Source organism: Microbacterium fluvii, from assembly GCF_025515205.1.
Taxonomy (GTDB): Bacteria; Actinomycetota; Actinomycetes; order Actinomycetales; family Microbacteriaceae; genus Microbacterium; species Microbacterium fluvii.
Map to the genome: position 1 here is coordinate 1,634,265 of NZ_JAOPFX010000001.1, position 18,615 is coordinate 1,652,879.

16 protein-coding genes are annotated in these 18,615 nt (G+C 71.1%); 10 read left to right on the plus strand and 6 right to left on the minus strand.

All coding sequences use genetic code 11. The annotated features are described in order from the left end of the window. Positions 1-11 precede the first annotated feature (11 nt). The gene (locus OAW74_RS07590; RefSeq protein ID WP_262873691.1) at positions 12-896 is read left to right on the plus strand and encodes an agmatinase family protein; all 885 of its coding nucleotides are present in this window, start codon (positions 12-14) and stop codon (positions 894-896) included. After that, a complete protein-coding gene (locus OAW74_RS07595) occupies positions 893-1,372 on the plus strand; it encodes a SixA phosphatase family protein (protein WP_262873692.1) in 480 nt (159 codons plus the stop codon). The genes OAW74_RS07590 and OAW74_RS07595 overlap by 4 nt, the downstream gene beginning before the upstream one ends. Here the strand turns inward: OAW74_RS07595 and hutI are convergent. Genes hutI through hutH form a run of 3 tightly spaced genes read right to left on the minus strand, consistent with a single transcriptional unit; the run spans position 1,369 to position 5,808 of the window. Then, positions 1,369-2,562: an imidazolonepropionase gene (gene hutI / locus OAW74_RS07600; protein WP_262873693.1), complete on the minus strand. Its 1,194-nt coding sequence runs from the start codon at positions 2,560-2,562 to the stop codon at positions 1,369-1,371. The two genes, OAW74_RS07595 and hutI, sit on opposite strands and share 4 nt — an antisense overlap. Next, on the minus strand, positions 2,559-4,202 hold the full coding sequence (gene hutU / locus OAW74_RS07605; RefSeq protein ID WP_262873694.1) for a urocanate hydratase: 1,644 nt from the start codon (positions 4,200-4,202) through the stop codon (positions 2,559-2,561). The genes hutI and hutU overlap by 4 nt, the downstream gene beginning before the upstream one ends. 34 nt (positions 4,203-4,236) lie before the next feature. Beyond that, on the minus strand, positions 4,237-5,808 hold the full coding sequence (gene hutH / locus OAW74_RS07610; RefSeq protein WP_262873695.1) for a histidine ammonia-lyase: 1,572 nt from the start codon (positions 5,806-5,808) through the stop codon (positions 4,237-4,239). A 61-nt stretch (positions 5,809-5,869) separates the two neighbouring features. Here hutH and OAW74_RS07615 point away from each other — a divergent pair, with 61 nt between their 5' ends. Further along, positions 5,870-6,634 (plus strand): IclR family transcriptional regulator, encoded by a 765-nt coding sequence (locus OAW74_RS07615; protein ID WP_262873696.1) that lies wholly within the window; start codon positions 5,870-5,872, stop codon positions 6,632-6,634. A gap of 104 nt (positions 6,635-6,738) precedes the next feature. Here the strand turns inward: OAW74_RS07615 and OAW74_RS07620 are convergent, their stop codons facing one another. Then, on the minus strand, positions 6,739-7,737 hold the full coding sequence (locus OAW74_RS07620; protein WP_262873697.1) for a LacI family DNA-binding transcriptional regulator: 999 nt from the start codon (positions 7,735-7,737) through the stop codon (positions 6,739-6,741). Positions 7,738-7,877: 140 nt separating this feature from the next. Here OAW74_RS07620 and OAW74_RS07625 point away from each other — a divergent pair, with 140 nt between their 5' ends. From OAW74_RS07625 to OAW74_RS07640, 4 genes are read left to right on the plus strand one after another with little or no spacing between them, the layout of a single operon-like run. Next, positions 7,878-9,143: a sugar ABC transporter substrate-binding protein gene (locus tag OAW74_RS07625; RefSeq protein WP_262873698.1), complete on the plus strand. Its 1,266-nt coding sequence runs from the start codon at positions 7,878-7,880 to the stop codon at positions 9,141-9,143. 4 nt (positions 9,144-9,147) lie between these two features. Further along, entirely contained in the window at positions 9,148-10,281 is a 1,134-nt protein-coding gene (locus OAW74_RS07630; RefSeq protein WP_262873699.1) for a carbohydrate ABC transporter permease, read from the plus strand. After that, positions 10,278-11,198 carry a carbohydrate ABC transporter permease gene (locus OAW74_RS07635; protein ID WP_262873700.1) on the plus strand — a complete coding sequence of 307 codons (921 nt, stop codon included), beginning with the start codon at positions 10,278-10,280 and terminating at the stop codon, positions 11,196-11,198. The genes OAW74_RS07630 and OAW74_RS07635 overlap by 4 nt, the downstream gene beginning before the upstream one ends. Continuing rightward, positions 11,195-13,063 (plus strand): glycogen debranching N-terminal domain-containing protein, encoded by a 1,869-nt coding sequence (locus OAW74_RS07640; RefSeq protein WP_262873701.1) that lies wholly within the window; start codon positions 11,195-11,197, stop codon positions 13,061-13,063. Before OAW74_RS07635 ends, OAW74_RS07640 begins: the two co-directional genes overlap by 4 nt. Before the next feature lie 2 nt (positions 13,064-13,065). Here the strand turns inward: OAW74_RS07640 and OAW74_RS07645 are convergent, their stop codons facing one another. Then, positions 13,066-13,542 (minus strand): YbaK/EbsC family protein, encoded by a 477-nt coding sequence (locus OAW74_RS07645; RefSeq protein ID WP_262873702.1) that lies wholly within the window; start codon positions 13,540-13,542, stop codon positions 13,066-13,068. Between the two features lie 136 nt (positions 13,543-13,678). Beyond that, entirely contained in the window at positions 13,679-14,446 is a 768-nt protein-coding gene (locus tag OAW74_RS07650; protein ID WP_262873703.1) for an endonuclease domain-containing protein, read from the minus strand. Positions 14,447-14,874: 428 nt separating this feature from the next. Here OAW74_RS07650 and OAW74_RS07655 point away from each other — a divergent pair, with 428 nt between their 5' ends. From OAW74_RS07655 to OAW74_RS07665, 3 genes are all read left to right on the plus strand, one after another. Next, positions 14,875-15,942, plus strand: coding sequence for a Glu/Leu/Phe/Val dehydrogenase family protein (locus OAW74_RS07655; protein WP_262873704.1), 1,068 nt, complete (start codon positions 14,875-14,877; stop codon positions 15,940-15,942). A 52-nt stretch (positions 15,943-15,994) separates the two neighbouring features. Then, positions 15,995-16,909 carry a CAP domain-containing protein gene (locus OAW74_RS07660; RefSeq protein WP_262873705.1) on the plus strand — a complete coding sequence of 305 codons (915 nt, stop codon included), beginning with the start codon at positions 15,995-15,997 and terminating at the stop codon, positions 16,907-16,909. A gap of 100 nt (positions 16,910-17,009) precedes the next feature. Next, positions 17,010-18,599, plus strand: a complete 1,590-nt coding sequence (locus tag OAW74_RS07665) for an AMP-binding protein (RefSeq protein WP_262873706.1) — start codon at positions 17,010-17,012, stop codon at positions 18,597-18,599. The last annotated feature ends 16 nt before the right edge of the window (positions 18,600-18,615 follow it).

The following is an 18,615-nucleotide window of genomic DNA, read 5'->3' on the forward strand; positions in this document are numbered from 1 at the left end:
GACGGAAGCCGATGAGCCTCAGCCACGACCCCTTCTGGCCCCGCGCAGGCGGCTGGCCTGCCTTCGACGACCTCGCGGGCGACCTCGACGCGGCCCTGCTGGGCGTGCCCGCCTGGCGCACCTCGCTCTCGCCGACGGGCGCCCACGAGACTCCCGCCGCTGTGCGCGCGGCGCTCGCCCGTTACAGCCCGACGCTCGTGGGCGAAGCGCTCGACCTGAACGAGGCGCTGCGCATCGTGGACGCCGGCGACATCGTCGAGCCCGACGGCGCCGAGGGCGAGGCGCGCACCCGCGCCCGCGTCCGCGAGCTCCGAGAGCGGGCGGGTTTGGTGATCGCCCTCGGCGGTGACAACTCCGTCACGGTCGCTGTCGCACAGGGGTCGGCCGCGGCGGGCCTCGTCACGCTCGACGCGCACTTCGACCTGCGCGACGGCGTCTCCAACGGCTCGCCGGTGCGCCGGCTCGTCGAGGGCGGGCTCGACCCTCGACGTATCGTGCAGATCGGCATCGCCGACTTCGCCAACTCCGTGGCCTATGCCCGGCGCGCCGCCGAATGGGGCATCACCGTCATCACGCTCGACGAGGTGCGCAGGCGCGGGATCGACAATGTCGTGGCGACCGCGCTGGAGGTCGCCGGGGCCGGCGGCGGCAGCATCCATCTCGATGTCGACGTCGATGTGTGCGACCGCGCCGTCGCCCCCGGCTGCCCCGCGTCCGTGCCCGGAGGGCTGGCCGCGTGGGAGCTACGCGCGCTCGTTCGGGGCATCGCCCGCGAGCCCAGAGTGGTCAGCGCCGACATCGCCGAGGTCGATGCGACCGCCGATACCGACGATCAGCGCACGGTGCGGCTGGCGGCGCTGTGCGTGCTGGAGCTTCTCGCGGGGAGGGTCGGATGACGATCGAACTGGTGCTCGTGCGGCACGCCAAGAGCGACTGGGGGCACGCGGGTCTCCCCGACCACGATCGACCGCTGAACGCCCGAGGGCGCCGGGACGCGCCCGCGATGGCGCGGCGTCTGGTCGCCACCGGATTCCGCCCCGACGTGCTGCTGGCGAGCACCGCCGTGCGCGCGCAGTCGACGGCGGCGGCCTTCGCCGACGCCCTCGGGCTCGCGGTGACCAGCGACGAGGAGCTCTACGGCGCACCCGCGTCGGTGCTGCTCGAGGTCGCGGCGGCTACCGGGCTCGGGTCGGTCATGGTCGTGGCGCACGACCCCGGCATGACGGTGCTCGCCGAGCGGCTGTCGGACGGCGGCATCTCGCACATGCCGACCTGCGCCGTCGCGCGCTTCATGTGGGCGGCCTCCAACTGGGACGTCGCGACCGCGCTCGACCCCGACCGGTGGGAGTTCGACGCCCCCGGCATCGGCTAGAGGGGCGAGCCGCTCTTCCACACGGTGCCGACGAGCGGCACACCGGGCCGGTAGGCGAGGTGCGTGCGGCTCGGAGCGTCGAGCAGTACGAGATCGGCGCGCGCCCCGGGCGTGATGACGCCCACGTCGTCGCGGCGCAGTGCCCGCGCTCCGCCCGCGGTGGCCGCCCAGACCGCCTCGGCGGGTGTCATCCCCATCTCGCGCACGGCCAGGGCGATCATGAGCGGCATCGAGCTCGTGAAGCTCGACCCCGGGTTGCAGTCGCTGGCGATGGCCACCGTCACGCCGGCATCGATGAGCCGCCGCGCGCTCGGATAGGGCTGGCGGGTCGAGAACTCGACGCCCGGCAGCAGCGTCGCGACGGTGTCGCTCTCCGCCAGCAGCGCGATGTCGTCGTCGGTCAGGTACGTGCAGTGGTCGACGGATGCCGCGGCGTACTCCACCGCGAGACGCACACCGTCGCCGGGGCCGAGCTGATTGCCGTGCAGCCGCGGCGCGAGGCCGTGCGCGATGCCGGCGGCGAGGATGCGCTCGGTCTCGTCCGGGGTGAAGGCGCCGGTCTCGCAGAACACGTCGATCCAGCGGCTGTGCGGCGCGCAGGCGCGCAGCATGGGGCCGGTGACGAGGTCGACGTAGTCGTCTCGTCGGTCGGCGTACTCCGCGGGCACGACGTGGGCCCCCAGGAACGTGACCTCCGGCGTGACTTCGGCTGCCAGCCGGGCGAGGCGCTCCTCGTCGTCGACCGTGAGCCCATAGCCGGTCTTGATCTCGAAGGTCGTCGTGCCCTGCCCGTGCAGTTCGGCGACGAAGCCGGCCAGGCGGCGGCGCAGCTCGTCATCGGTCGCGGCGCGGGTGGCTGCCACCGTCGTGCGTATGCCGCCGGCGGCATAGGGCTGCCCCGCCATGCGCGCCGCGAACTCCTCGGCCCGGTCGCCGCCGAACACGAGGTGCGTGTGCGAGTCGACGAATCCCGGGATGACGGCGCGTCCGCCCGCGTCGACGACCCGTACGTCCAGCGGGGCGTCGGCGGCAGGGCCCACCCACGCGATGCGGTCGCCGACCAGCAGCACGGCGGCGTCCCGCAGCGTGCCGCACGGGTCGCCGTCGGAGCCGACGTTGGTGGTCAGCTCGCCGATGTTCGTCAGCAGCGTCGCCGCCGCATCCGCCTCGCCCGCCGGTATGCCGTTCACAGCATCGGCACCTTTAGGCCGCGCTCGGCGGCCACCTCGCGGGCACGCTCGTAGCCGGCGTCGACGTGGCGCATGACGCCGGTGCCGGGGTCGTTGATCAGCACCCGCTCGAGCTTCTCGGCGGCGAGGGCCGACCCGTCGGCGACCGTGACCTGCCCGGCGTGGATCGAACGGCCGATGCCCACCCCGCCGCCGTGGTGCAGCGACACCCACGAGGCTCCGCTCGCGGTGTTCAGCAGGGCGTTCAGCAGCGGCCAGTCGGCGATCGCATCCGAGCCGTCGGCCATCGCCTCGGTCTCGCGGTAGGGCGAGGCGACCGAGCCCGAATCGAGGTGGTCGCGACCGATCACGATGGGCCCTGCCAGTTCGCCAGAGGCGACCATCTCGTTGAACTTCAGGCCCGCCAGGTGCCGCTCCTTGTAGCCGAGCCAGCAGATGCGCGCCGGCAGCCCCTCGAAGTGCACCTTCTCGCCGGCCTTGTCGAGCCAGCGGTGCAGCGCGGCGTCTTCGGGGAAGAGCTCGGCGACGGCCCGATCCGTCTTGGCGATGTCCGCAGGGTCACCCGAGAGTGCGACCCAGCGGAACGGTCCCTTGCCCTCGGCGAACAGCGGCCGGATGTAGGCGGGCACGAACCCCGGGAAGGCGAAGGCGCGGTTGAAGCCGCCCAGCTCGGCCTCGCGGCGGATCGAGTTGCCGTAGTCGAAGACGGCGGCCCCGGCATCCTGGAAGCCCACCATCGCCGCGACGTGCGCCGCCATCGACGTGCGGGCGCGCTCGGTGAAACCCTCTGGGTCGGCGGATGCGGCGGCCTTCCAGTCGTCGAACGCCACCCCGATCGGCAGGTACGCGAGGGGGTCGTGGGCGCTCGTCTGATCGGTGACGATGTCGATCGGCACCCCGCGGCGCAGCAGCTCGGGGAAGATCTCAGCGGCATTGCCGACCAGGCCCACAGACAGCGCCTCGCCGGCCTCCTTCGCACCGACCACCCGCGCGATCGCGGCGTCGAGGTCGGTCGTGTACTCGTCGAGGTAGCCGTGGGCGACCCGGCGGGCGAGCCGCGACTCGTCGACGTCGACGATCAGCACGGCGCCGTCGTTCATCGTGACGGCGAGCGGCTGCGCGCCGCCCATGCCGCCGCAGCCGGCCGTCAGGGTGAGGGTGCCGGCGAGCGAGTCGCGGCCGAGCGACCGCGCGACCGCCGCGAAGGTCTCGTAGGTGCCCTGGAGGATCCCCTGCGTGCCGATGTAGATCCACGACCCGGCCGTCATCTGGCCGTACATCGTGAGTCCGAGCTCTTCGAGCCGCCGGAACTCGGGCCACGTCGCCCAATCGCCCACCAGGTTCGAGTTGGCGATCAGCACCCGCGGCGCCCACTCGTGCGTGCGGAACACGCCGACGGGCTTGCCCGACTGCACGAGCAGCGTCTCGTCGGGCTCGAGCTCGTCGAGGGTGCGCACGATCGCATCGAACGCCTCCCAGCTGCGGGCCGCGCGTCCGGTGCCGCCGTAGACGACGAGGTCCTCAGGATGCTCGGCGACCTCGGGGTCGAGGTTGTTCATCAGCATCCGCTTCGCCGCCTCGGCTCCCCAGCTCTTCGCGGTGCGCTCGGGGCCGCGCGGTGCCCTGATCGATCGTGTCATCTCGTCTTCCCCTTCTCTTCCCATCCGATTACGGTCACGACGCGCCGTCCGACCTCGCGCCCGCGCGGCGCGTCGCGTCCGTAGACGGAAGCCCGGCGCGGGCTACGTCGCCGGCGCGCACCAGTGCGGTCACGGTCTCGATGTCGGGCGAGACCCAGTGGTCGGGCCCAGGGCCGGCGACACCGGCCGCACGCACGAGGTCGCGCACGGCGCCGGTGCCCGGCCCCGGCTGCAGCGGAGCGCGCAGGTCGAGCGCGCGGGCGCCCGTGATGACCTCGACAGCCAGCACGCGGGCCAGACCGTCGAGCGCCCGGCGCAGCTTGCGCGCGGCCGACCAGCCCATCGACACGTGGTCCTCCTGCATCGCCGACGACGGGATCGAGTCGACCGACGCGGGCACGGCGAGGCGCTTGAGCTCCGAGACGATCCCCGCCGCCGCGTACTGCGCGATCATGAGCCCGGAGTCGACGCCGACCTCGTCGGCCAGGAACGGCGGCAGGCCGTGGCTGCGGGCGACATCGAGCGCGCGGTCGGTGCGCCGCTCCGAGATCGAGGCGACGTCGGCCACCGCGATCGCGAGGAAGTCCAGCACATACGCGACCGGAGCCCCGTGGAAGTTGCCGTTCGAGCGCACCCGGCCGTCGTCGGCGATCACGGGGTTGTCGACGGCGGCCGCCAGCTCGCGCGAGGCGATGAGCGCGGCATGGTCGGCGGTGTCGCGGGCGGCGCCGTGCACCTGCGGCGCGCAGCGCAGCGAGTAGGCGTCCTGCACGCGGCCGTCCTCGGGGCCGGCGTGCGAGGCGACCATGGGCGACGAGGCCAGCAGCGCACGCAGGTTCGCGGCCGACGCCGCCTGCCCCACCTGTGGCCGCAGCGCCATGAGGTCGGCGGCGAAGACGGCATCGGTGCCCAGCTGGCTCTCGATCGACATGGCCGCCGCGATGTCGGCGGTCTCGAGCAGCACCGACAGGTCGTCGAGGGCGAGCAGCAGCATCCCGAGCATGCCGTCGGTGCCGTTGATGAGGGCGAGCCCCTCTTTCTCCTCCAGCACGAGCGGGGAGAGGGATGCCGCCGCGAGCGCCTCTGCGGCGGGCTGCACGACTCCGTCCACGCGCACCTCACCCTCGCCCATCGCGGCCAGGGCCACGTGCGACAGCGGCGCGAGGTCGCCAGAGCAGCCGAGCGAGCCGTACTCCCGCACGAGCGGCGTGATGCCGGCGTCGAGCATCGCGGCATAGGTCTCGACGACGACCGGTCGCACGCCGGTGCGGCCCGACATCAGAGTCTGCAGACGCAGCAGCTGCAGAGCGCGCACCACTTCGTCTTCGACGGGGTCGCCGGTGCCGGCGGCGTGCGAGCGGATGAGGCTCGCCTGCAGCTGACGACGGCGCTCGGGCGCGATGAAGGTCGTCGCGAGGGCGCCGAACCCGGTCGAGACGCCGTAGTGCGGGTGCGGGTCGTCGGCGAGGCGCTCGATGAGGGCGCGAGAGGCCGCCACCCGCTCGAGGGCCGCGGCGTCGAGCGAGACGCGGGCCCCGTGACGGGCGACGGCGACGACGTCGGCGGGGCTCAGCGGCGCCGCGCCGACCAGGACGGAAGTGCTCATGCCTCGATTCCACACCCGCGGGGTCGCCGTTGGCAGCGTGTCGTGTCATGCTGTGTCTGGTATGCCAGACAACTCACCGGTCCCCGCGGCCGACCAGACGCTGCGGATGCTGTCGTTCCTCGCCCGCCAGCGCGGCCCGGTCGCCGCGCGCACCCTCGCCGAGCAGCTGCAGATCCCCCGATCGAGCGTCTACCACCTGCTCTCGGTGCTCGCCGCGCACGGCTACGTCGTGCATCTGCCCGCCGAGCGCCGCTGGGGCTTGGGCACCGCGGCGTTCGAACTGAGCGGCGGCTTCGCCCGGCAGGCGCCGCTCGCGCGGGTCGGCCGCCCCCTCATCGCGGGGCTGGCCGACAGGGCGGGAGAGAGCGCGCACCTCGCTGTCATGAGCGGTCGCGACGTCGTCTACATCGTCGAGGAGCGCGCGCCTCGACGTCCGGCTCTCGTGACCGACGTCGGCGTTCGGCTGCCGGCGCACCTGACTGCGACCGGTCGCGCGATGCTCGCGGCGCTCCCGGCCGAGCAGGTGCGTGCGCTCTTCCCCGATGCCGGAGCCTTCGCCGACCGCACCGGCCGTGGCCCCGGCACCCCGGGCGCGCTTCGGGCCCTGCTGAGGGCCGTGCGCGCCGACGGATACGCCTCCGAAGACGGCGAGATCACGCTCGGCCTGCGGTCTGTCGGCGTCGCGGTGCGCGACCACACCGGGTGGCCCGTGGCTGCGGTCGCCGTCACCTGGCCCGCGGAACAAGGCCGGGAGGCGGCATCCCTCGTCCCCTTCGTCGAGGCCGCGGCGCTCGAACTCTCCCGCCGCCTCTACGGTCGCGCCTAGGTTCCGCGACTTGGCAGCTCTTGCCGCGTGTACCTCGGCAGCAGCGACCGAAGCTGCCAACTCGCGGTGAGTGGAGACCGACGGCGGGCCTGGCGGGGTGGGGGTCAGCGCAGGATCAGCCGAGGCGGAACCAGCACGTGCGCTTCGCCGGGCACGGCGGGCCGCGGCGCGATCTGGCGGCCCTGAGCGCCCATGAGCAGGTTCAGCACTCCGGCGGCGACGAACTCGGGGCGCTGCTCGACGCTCGCCAGCCCCAGCGCCTCGGCGGCCGGGGTGTTGTCGAACCCGACGATCGGCAGCCCCGGAAGCCCCGCGGCGACGGCGGCGAGATGCGCGCCGATCGCCAGCGAGTCGCTCGCGCACACGAGGGCGTCGAACTCGTGCACGCGCAGCGCGACGGCCACGGCCTCGCGGGCCAACGCCACGCTCTCCTCGCTCGACAGCCGCACGCCCGCACGCTCCCCCATCGCCTGGAGCCAGCCGCGCTCGCGGTCATCGCCGGTCTCCGAACCCGCCGGCCAGCCGACGAAGCCGACGCGGTCGCCGAAGCCGAGGGCGTGTGCGGTCGCCTCGCGGGTGCCTGCCGCCCCGTCGACGTCGACCCACAGATGCGCCGGGTCCGCGATGTCGTCGGCGCCCCATGGCCTGCCGAAGGACACGAACGGCACGTCGCGCTCGGTGAGCCATCGGGTGCGCGGGTCGTCGTGGAAGGTGCCCGTGATCACGACGGCGTCGATGTCGCCGCCATCGCGGAGGTCTGCGATGCGCCGGATCTCCTCTTCGGGCGATCCGGCGGCATAGACCAGCACCCGCATGCCGCGCGCCCCCGCCCGCTCGGTGAGCGCGTGCACGAAGCGGTCGAGCACGACGCCGGAGATCCCCCCGGCGTAGGGATCGAGGTGGATGCCGATGGTGGAACTGCGCCGAGTGCGCAGGCGCCGAGCCGACGCGTGCGGCGCGTAGCCGAGTTCGGCGATGGCGGCCTCGACCCGCTCGCGCGTCGAGAGGCGCACGATGTCTGGCGCGTTGAGCACGTTGCTCACGGTCTGCCGCGACACTCCCGCGACCCGCGCGACATCTTCGATCGTGGCGGGATGCTGCATCCCGGCCTCCTTCGCAACCCCTTGACAGTCCTGTCGAACCGGCTCTAGCTTGGCACCACTTCCCAAATTTGAACGATCAAACCACGGCACGCGACATCACGGTTTGAACGATCAAGAGTTTCGTGATCGAAGGAGATGCGATGCAACGGCACACAGCACAGCGCCTGCTGGCCACGGGAGGGCTCGCGGTCACCGCGATGCTCGCCCTCAGCGCCTGCGGCGGGCAGGGGTTCGACAGCGACACCGGCGGCGGCTCCAGCGAGGGCCCGACCGAGCTCACCTCGTCGGATGACCCGCTGACCGTCATGATCGGCTCGAGCGGCGATGCCGAGACGAAGGCGGTGCAGGACGCGACGGCCGCGTGGTCGGCCGATTCCGGCGTCGACGTGACAGTCGTGGCGGCCACCGACCTCACTCAGCAGCTCTCGCAGGGGTTCGCCGGCGGCTCGCCGCCCGACCTCTTCTATCTTGCGCCCGAGCTGCTGGCCGGCTACGCCGACAACGGCTCGGTGATCGCCTACGGCGACATGCTCGAGAACAAAGACGACTTCTATCCGTCGCTCGTGCAGAACTTCACCTACGACGGCGCCTTCTACTGCGCCCCGAAGGACTTCTCGACGCTTCAGCTCATCGTCAACAAGGGGCTGTGGGAAGACGCGGGGCTCACGGATGCCGACCTCCCGACCGACTGGGACGGCCTCGCCGATGTGGCTGCCACCCTGACGCAGGGCGACACCACAGGGCTCGTCTTCAGCGGCGAGTACGCCCGCCTGGGCGCGTTCATGGCCCAGGCCGGCGGCCGGCTCGTCTCGGAAGACGGCGCGACGGCCACGGCGAACAGCCAGGAGAACGTCGACGCCCTCACCTACGTGCAGGAGCACCTCGCCGACGGCTCGTTCGCCTATGCGTCGGATGTCGGCGCCGGGTGGGGCGGTGAGGCGTTCGGCAAGGAGCTGGGCGCCATGACGATCGAGGGCAACTGGATCACCGGAGCCATGGGCGACTACCCCGACGTCGACTACGAGGTCGTCGAGCTTCCCGCCGGCCCCGCGGGCCAGGGCACCCTGCAGTTCACCAACTGCTGGGGCATGGCAGCCGACAGCCCCAACCAGCAGGCTGCGCTCGACCTCGTCCAATACCTCACCTCGGCCGACCAGCAGCTCGCCTTCTCGGAGGCGTTCGGCCCGATGCCCTCGGTGCAGTCGGCCGCCGACCAGTGGAAGAGCGACAACCCCGACATGGCGGCGTTCCTCGACGGCGCCGACTACGCGCAGGGCGTGCCGTTCAACAAGGGAGTGGCCGACGTCATCAGCGACTTCAATGCCCAGCTGGCTTCGCTGAAGACCGACGATCCGAAGACCATCCTCGATTCGGTGCAGACCAACCTCGAGGCGATCATCGGGTGACGTGATGACCGCGACCGCGACACCGGCGGCCCCGGTCACGAACCCCTCCTCTCGGCGCAGGCGCACTTCGGGCCTGCGCCGGGGGGAAGGGGTGGCGGGATGGATCTTCGTCCTGCCGATCCTCGTGATCCTCGGCGTCTTCCTCTTCCTCCCCGTGCTCATGGCGCTGTGGGTGAGCTTCTCCGACTGGTCGGGCAGAGGCAGCCCGCTCTCGTCGAACGTGAGCTTCATCGGCCTCGACAACTACGCCGCCATCACGGTCGACGGGGGCCTTCCCACCCGCGACTTCGGCATCGCCCTTCGCAACAACTCCTGGTACGTGCTGCTGGTGGTGCCGCTGCAGACGGCGATCTCGCTCTTTCTCGCGGTGCTCGTGAGCCGGCGCATCCTCCGTGGCCGCGGCTTCTTCCGCACCGCCTTCTACTTCCCCTCGGTCACCAGCTCGGTCGCGATCGTGGTGCTGTGGCTGTTCCTGTTCTCGTTCACCGGTCCGGTCAACGCGATCATCGCCGCGCTCGGCGGAGAGGGACCGAACTGGTTCAACGACCCTCGGGGCATCGTGCACATCGCCCTCGGTCAGGTCGGGATCACGGCGGGGCCCGACTGGCTCGTCGACAACCGGTTCCTCGGCATCTCGTGGTGGGAGTGGCTCGCCGGCCCCTCGGTGGCGATGTCGGCGCTCATCCTCATGGCCGTGTTCACCACGAGCGGCACCTTCATGCTGCTGTTCATCGCGGCCCTGCAGAACGTCGGCTACGAGCTCACCGAGGCCGGAATGATGGACGGCGCCAACGGCTGGCAGCGCTTCTGGCGCATCACCCTCCCCCAGCTGCGCCCGACGCTGTTCACGGTGCTCACGCTGGGATTGATCGGATGCTGGCAGGTCTTCGACCAGATCTACACCGGCACGCAGGGGGGTCCTGCCAAGACGACGATGACCCCGGCCTACCTGTCGTACTCGGCCGCCTTCATCAACCAGGACTGGGGCGTGGGCGCGGCGATCGCCTTCATCCTCTTCCTCATCATCATCGCGTTCACGATCTTCCAGCGGTGGGTGCTCCGAGAGCGACCGGTCTCGAGGCGCCGCATCCGCGCGATGCTGCCGCAGGGCTACAGGTCGAAAGGAGGCGCGCGATGACCGACACCGGCACGTCCGCCGCGCACGCGGCGACGGCGGAGCAGACAGCATCCGCCGCTCCCCCGCGTCCGCATCGACGCCACCTCACACCCGGCCAGCGGGCCTCGCAGCTGCTGCTCTACGCACTGCTGGCCGCGCTCGCGCTCGTCTACATCTACCCGTTCCTCGTGCAGGTGGCGACGTCGTTCAAGACCGAGCCCGAGGCCGCCGCGAACCCCATCTCGCTCATTCCGCAGACCTTCACGGTCGCCGCGTACGAGCGGCTGTTCCTGCACAGCGACTTTCCGCTCTGGTTCGCCAACTCGGCGATCGTGACGATCTGCGTCACCATCGGGCGGGTCTTCTTCGTCTCGCTCGCCGGCTACGCCCTGGCCCGTCTGCACTTCCGCGGGCGCGGAGTCGTGTTCGCCCTCGTCGTCGCCGTGATGGCGGTGCCGGCGGTCGTGCTGCTGATCCCGCGGTTCCTCGTGCTCAATCAGCTCGGCCTGTACGACTCGTATGCCGGCATGATCCTGCCGCTGCTGGTCGATGCGGCGGGGGTGTTCATCATGAAGAACTTCTTCGAGTCGATCCCCGTCTCAGTCGAGGAGCAGGCGCGCATCGACGGCGCCGGCTCGTTCCGCGTGTTCTGGTCGGTCGTGCTGCCGATGGCACGGCCGGCCCTCATCACGATCGTGATCCTCTCGTTCCAGGGGTCGTGGAACGAGCTGAACCACTTCATCGTGTCGACCCAGTCCCCCGAGCTGACGACGCTGACCAAGGGCGTCGCGGGCCTGGCGTCGGGGCAGCTCAGTCAAGGCACGCAGTACCCCCTCAAGCTCGCGGCCGCGGCGATCATGACGATCCCGGTCGCGGTGATGTTCTTCGTGTTCCAGAGGCGCATCATGAACACCAGCGAAGGGGCGGTGAAGGGATGAGCGCGCCACGACAGCCCTTCCTCACCGATGCGATCATGACGCTGCACGCGCCCACCCAGGTGTGGAGCGCGCGCGACGGCGATCTGGGGACGGGTGCGATCGAGGGGATCTACCACGGCGACACGCGATTCGCGCACGTCGTCGAGCTCACGAGCGCGGGTGCACACCCTGAGGTGATCTCGACGGCGTCGCCGGCGGCATCACGGCTGAAGGTCGAGGCCGTGCTGCGCGATGTCGACGGCGACCAGCCCGACCCCCAGGTGCGCCTGAGCCGCGACCGCACCGTCGGCGACGGGCTGGTGCGAGAGCGGATCACGGTGCGCTCGCACCGCGACGCCGAGATGCGGGTGGCTCTCGAACTGCGCCTCGTGCCCGAGTTCGCGCCTCTGCAGGAGGTGAAGGCCGGCGCCCCCGCGCCACGCGAGTGGACCGCCGAGGTCGGTGACGGGCTCGTCACCGTGACCGGCACCGGCAGCCGCATGACGCTCTCGGCCCCCGCCGCGCGGCTGAGCGCCTCCGGGGCGGTGCGGGCGGAGTGGATGCTGGTGTGCCCCGCCCGCGGTGAACTCTCAGTCGAGTGGGCGATCGCCCTGCACGATCCGTCGCTGGTGGTGCGCGGTGCTCCTCCCGCAGGCTGGGAGGCCGAGCTCGCACCGGAGGCCGACCCGCGGCTGCGCCTGTGGGTGCGCCGTGCGCTGAGCGACCTCGAGGCGCTGAGGCTCGTCTTGCCCGCCCATCCCGACGACGTCTTCGTCGGAGCGGGGGCGCCGTGGTTCCTGACGCTGTTCGGCCGCGACTCGCTGTGGGCGGCGCGCCTGCTGCTGCCGCTGGATGCCCGACTGGCGGCATCCACGCTGCGCGTCCTCGCCCGCCTCCAGGGCACGACACACGCTCCGGAGCGCGCCGAGGCGCCGGGAAAGATCCTGCACGAACTGCGCGCCGGCGCTCTGGAACTGCCGGGCGAAGGGGTCGTGCTGCCGCCGCTGTACTACGGCACCGTCGACGCGACGCCGCTGTGGGTGTGCCTGCTCGCCGAGGCCGCCGAGCGCGGCATGCCCGATGACGAGGTACGCGCGCTGCTGCCGGCCCTGCGGGCGGCGCTCGACTGGATGCTCGAGAGCGCCGGTGACGACGGCTTCCTCGATTACGTCGACGAGACGGGCCACGGGCTCTCGAACCAGGGTTGGAAGGACTCGGGCGACTCGATCCAGTGGCGCGACGGCACGCTCGCGGCGGGGCCCATCGCGCTGTGCGAGGTGCAGGGCTACGCCTACGAGGCCGCTGTCGAGGGGGCGCGGCTGCTGGAGCGGTTCGACGAGCCGGGCGTCGCGCGCCTGCGCGCGTGGGCCGCCGGGCTGCGGGCGCGGTTCGCCGAGCGGTTCTGGGTGACCACGCCCGAGGGCACGTATCCCGCGATCGCGCTCGACCGCGACGGCTCGGCGGTCGACACGCTCACCAGCAACATCGGGCATCTCCTCGGCACCGGCATCCTCGATGCCGACCAGGAGCGCGCCGTCGCCGGGCTGCTGGTCGGCCCGACCATGTCATCGGGGTTCGGCGTGCGCACGATGTCGACCGCTGCCGCCGGCTACTGGCCGCTCAGCTACCACGGCGGGAGCGTGTGGGCACACGACTCGGCGATCGTCGCGCACGGCATGGCGAGGGCGGGCTGCCGCGCCGAGGCCGCCGCAGTCGTCGCGGGGCTCCTCGCCGCGGCCGAGGCGTTCGATTATCGGATGCCGGAGCTGCACGCCGGCGATTCCGACGCCGACGCGCCCGTTCCCGCTCCCTATCCCGCCGCGTGCCGGCCGCAGGCGTGGTCGGCCGCCGCCGCCGTCACGTGCTGGGACGTGTCGAGGGAGTGAGGTCAGTCGACCTTCGCGACCGTGCCGCCGGTGAGCGCGATCAGCTCGTCGTAGGTCAGCGGGAAGACGGTGTGCGGGGTGCCGCCGGCCGCCCAGATCTCATCGAAGGCGGCGAGCGCCTCGTCGACGACCGTCGTGATCGGCTGCGGGTGACCGGTCGGGGCGACACCGCCGATCGCATGGCCGGTCGCCTCACGCACCTGATCGGGCGTGGCGCGCGCGATCGTGCCGCGCCCGAGGCGCTCGGCGAGCGCTGCCGTGTCGACCCGGTGCGCGCCGCTGGTCATCACCAGCAGCGGCGCGCCGTCCGAAACGAACACGAGGCTGTTCGCGATCGCGCCCACCTCGACGCCCAGCGCCGCGGCCGCGAGCACGGCCGTCGATGCGGCGTCGGGCAGAACAACGATGTCTCCGGCGATCCCCGCCTCGCGCAGTCGGTCGTGGACGAGTCTGCTGCGTGCGGGGAGGTGTTCGGTCACCGCCCCAGCCTACGGCCGCGGTGAGGTCGCAGATGCAGGGCGAACCGAGCGCCGCCGGGCGACTCCGGCGGCACCCGCGCGATCCTCCCTGTGTCTGTGACACCTCGCGCCGCGGTACCCGGGTACGACCCCGGAGTCAGAGACTGCGCGCCGTCACGAGTCCGCGCAGCGCACGCAGCACCGCCTCCGGGTGCCAGAGGATGTCTTCCGCCACGACCCTGAGCACGGCGTACCCGCGCTCGGCCGCGGCAAGATCTCGCCGTCGATCTTTGAGTTGCTCCTCCCACGACGAGTGGAAAGCCTTGCTGTCGCACTCGACGATGAGCCACCCGTCGACGACGAAGTCGACGCGTCCCACCGCCGTGATCTTTACCTGCAGCTCGAACCGGCATCCGAGAGATCGGAGCATCAGCCGCACCATCGTCTCGGGGCCGGACTCCGCCCGGCCATCCACCAGCCCACGCAGTCTGCGGTAGCGCCGGGGCAGGGCGTCGAACAGGTCGTCCAAGTCGTCGGCCCCGATGACGCGGTGATGGAGCGCGGAATCGATCGTCGCGATCCCCGCCCGGGGCGGTTGACATCTGACGGCCTGCACCACCGCGTCGAGCACTTCGACACTCATGGCGCACGGGTCGGGTGTGCGCACCAGCCGACAGCGGTGCACCGTGTGCCCTGCCGGCATTCTCGGCAGCCGAGACGAGGTCGACGGAACGTGGATGTGAGGCTTGCTGCGCTCGAGCACGAAGATCCCGCGCCGTTTGAGTTCGGAGACGCAACTGAGCCGCCCGTGCAGCCGAGCAGCGCCTACGCACCCCTGATTCTGATCTGGAGTGCTGAACGCCCCCTCGCGCAGACGAATCAGCGTGCCATCCGCAACGGCCGCGCGGATCGCGCGATCGCTCATCCCCTGCGCCTTCAGCTCACGTGTGCGCAGCAGCCTGGGCCCGGGTCCTGCGTCGACAACATGCTGCGTCGCCATGAGGCGAGCATGCCCATCGCGCGATCACGCCGGGACCGCAAGGCCTCTGATCGCGTGCAATTCGACGCGAGGTCCGAGCTGGGGAGGAGCATTGCGCCGCTCAATGGCGCCCGCCCACCTGTCACTGTCGCAGGCGCAGGCCCGATCCGATGTCGTGAGGCACCACGAGGCCACACAGCCGATTCCGACCTGCATCTGCAACTCCACGGCCACGAGCACACCCGATCCGACCTACCGCCCCGCCGCAGAATGCCCTGGATTCGCTCAGGAAGTCGTGCACAATGAAGAGCGGATGCGGCAACGCCGCCGCATCCTGAGTGCACAGCCCACAAGGCCGGCCGAAAGAGGATGCGATGACCGCTCTGCCCCTGCCCGATCTCACGCACGAACGCGTCGAGGTGATCACCGGCCCTCGGAGCGGCCTCGAGATCGTCGTCGCTCTGCACTCCTCGACGCTCGGGCCCGCTCTCGGCGGCGCGCGTCTGTGGTCGTATCCTCGCTGGAGCGACGCGCTCGGCGACGCCCTGCGCCTGTCGGCGGCAATGACGTTGAAGAACGCGACGGCCGGACTCGACGCCGGCGGCGGCAAGGCCGTCATCCGCATGCCCGAGACCGGCGAGCTCGACGCGGAGCGCCGACGCGCAGCGTTCCTCGACCTCGGCGACGCCGTCGAGTCGTTCGGCGGCCGCTACCGCACGGCCGAAGACGTGGGATCCACCGCCGACGACATGCTCGTCGTGAGCGAGCGCACCGCCCACGTCGTGGGCCTGCCCGACGCCGTCGGCGGATCGGGCGAGCCCGCCGGCCCCACGAGCCTGGGCGTCTACGAATCGCTGCGGGCGACGCTCGACGAGGTGTTCGGCTCGCCCGAGGTCGCGGGTCGGCACATCACCGTGTCGGGGCTCGGACAGGTCGGCAGCCGCCTGGCCGTGCGGCTCGCCGCCGAAGGCGCCGTGCTCACCGTCACCGACGTGAACCCCGCCAAGCGCGACCTCGCCGCAGAACTGGGTGCCACGTGGGCGATGCCGGGCACCGAGCACCTGGTGCCAGGCGACGTGCTCGTGCCGGCCGGCATCGGAGGACTGCTGACCCCCGACGTGATCGCCAGCCTCGGCGTGCGCGCCGTCTGCGGTCCCGCCAACAATCCTCTGGCGGAGCGATCGGGCGCAGAGCTGCTCGCCGAGCGCGGCATCCTCTATGCACCCGACTTCGTGGTCAACGCCGGAGGGGTGATCTGGCTCGATCTCGAAGCGCGCGGCGTCGACTCGCGCGCCGAGATCATGCAGCGCGTCGCAGGGATCGGCGACACGCTGCGGCGCATCTACGACGATGCGCGCGAGCGCGGCATCCTTCCCCTGATCGCCGCAGAAGAGCTCGCCGCCGACCGCCTGGCCCGTGGCACATCCATGCTGGCGCGCTGAGCGGATCTCCTGCTAGCCTCCCAGCCGGGGGGAGATCAGGAGACTCCTCGTCGTGCCTTCCCCCCGCACTTCGCGCCGCCAACCGTCCAGAATCGTCGCACTCGTCCTGACCGCCGGCCTCGCGCTGACCGGGGGGACGACACTCGTCGTCGCGCCCGCCGTGCCCGCGCAGGCAGCCGTCACGGTGTCGGGGCTCAGTACGTCGCAGATCCAGAAGCTGATCTTCGACGAGGTGAACGCGCAGCGCAAGAAGGCCGGCGTGAAGCAGCTGACGATGAACAGCGGCCTCAACTCGGTCGCGACATCGTGGTCGGGCAAGCAGGCCAAGGCCAAGACGATGTCGCACAATCCGAACTACTCGTCGCAGATCCCGAAGGGCTGGAAGGCCGCCGCCGAGAACGTCGCCGCCGGTTTCAGCCCCGCGGCGGTGGTCGATGCCTGGATGAACAGCGCCGGCCACAAGAAGAACATCCTCAGCACCTCCTACACCCACATCGGCATCGGGGTGGGTGTCGACAGCAACGGGCGCGCCTATTACACGCAGAACTTCGGCGGTTACACGTCGGCACCGGCCGGCACCAACACCGCCCCGAGCGGTGCGACGACGACCAGCTACACGCGCTACCTCACCAAGAAGGTCGCCCTGCGCGCTTCCGCCTCGACGTCGGCGAAGGCGGTCGTCACCAAGGCCGCCTTCACCAAGGTCACCGTCACCGCGTCGAGCGGCTCGTGGCGCAAGGTCAGTGTGTCGGGAAAGACCGGCTGGGTGGCCGCGTCGAACCTCGTCGCGGGCAAGAAGACGACCGCGAAGCTCAATATGCGAAGCGGCCCGAGTACGAGCAAGAAGGTCGTACTCGTGATCCCGAAGGGCGTCTCGGTCGGTCCCGTCAAGGCGACGAGCGGCTCGTGGCGCAAGGTCACCTACAAGGGCACCACCGGCTGGGTGCACAAGGACTACCTCAACTAGACACCCGGTTCCACGCTTCGAGATACCCGGTCTCGCGAGCCCGTGACATGATGGTCGCCACGGCGACGATGCCGCACGCACGCGATTCGAAGGAGACCACGTGTTCGAAAGCCCGTACCCGGATGTCGAGATCCCCGATGTCACCGTCTACGACTACCTGTTCGCAGACCTCTCCCCCGAAGACGCCGCGCGCATCGCGCTGATCGATCCGGGAACCGGCGCCGAGACGACCTATGGGGCACTCAAGGCGCAGGTCGACGCCTTCGCCGGCGCACTGGCGGCCCGCGGGGTCACCGTCGGCACGGTGGTGGGCCTGCTCTGCCCGAACGTCCCCGCCTTCGCGACCGTCTTCCACGGCATCCTGCGCCTGGGGGCCACCGTCACCACGATCAACTCGCTCTACACCGCCGGTGAGATCGAGAAGCAGCTGAAGGATGCCGAAGCCACCTGGCTCATCACGGTCTCGCCCCTGCTCGCACAGGCCGAGACCGCGGCGGCGGCATCCGGCATCCCCGCCGATCGGCTCATCGTGCTCGACGGCGCCGAGGGCCACCCCAACCTGCGGGAGCTGCTCACCTCCGGTGCCGTGCCGCCGGCGATCGAAGTCGACCCCGCGACGCATGTGGCGGTGCTCCCCTACTCGTCGGGGACGACCGGCATCCCCAAGGGCGTGATGCTCAGCCACCGCAACCTCGTCGCCAACGTGCAGCAGTGCCGCGTCAACATCGACCTGCGCTCGAGCGACCGTGTGCTGGCGGTGCTGCCGTTCTTCCACATCTACGGCATGACGGTGCTGCTGAACCTCGCGCTGCGCCAGCGCGCGAGCCTCGTGACGATGCCGAAGTTCGATCTGGTGGAGTTCCTCACCAACATCCAGACCTTCCAGTGCACCTACCTCTACATCGCCCCGCCGATCGCGGTGGCGCTGGCCAAGCACCCGATCGTCGATCAGTTCGACATCTCGAGCGTGCACACCGTGTTCTCGGGCGCCGCCCCGCTCGACGGTGAGACGGCGGAGGCCGCGGGCGCCCGCATCCACGCACGCATGATGCAGGGCTACGGCATGAGCGAGCTCAGCCCCGTCTCGCACGCCATGCCCTACGAGCGCGACGACATCCCGGTCAGCTCGGTCGGAGTGGCTCTGCCCAACACGGCATGCAAGCTGATCGACACCGAGACCGGCGACGAGATCACCGAGCTCGAGAACGGCCAGACCCGCCCCGGCGAGCTGTGGGTGAAGGGCCCGAACGTCATGCTCGGGTACCTGAACAAGCCGGAGGCCACCGCCGAGACACTCGATGCCGACGGGTTCCTCCACACCGGCGATGTCGCCGTCTACCACGAGGGCGGCTACTTCTCGATCGTCGACAGGGTCAAAGAGCTCATCAAGTACAAGGGCTACCAGATCGCACCCGCCGAGCTCGAGGCGCTGCTGCTCGGTCACCCCGCCGTGCTCGACGTCGCCGTCATCGGGGTTCTCGACGACGAGCGGCAGGAGATCCCGAAGGCCTTCGTCGTGGCGGCGCCCGATTCGGCGCTCACGCCGGAAGACGTCATGACCTTCGTCGCCGAGCACGTCGCGCCCTACAAGAAGGTGCGCAGGGTGGAGTTCGTCGATGCGATCCCCAAGTCGAGCTCGGGCAAGATCCTGCGCAAAGACCTGCGCGCGCGAGAGACCGCGGCGGTCTGACGCGTCGGCATCCCGC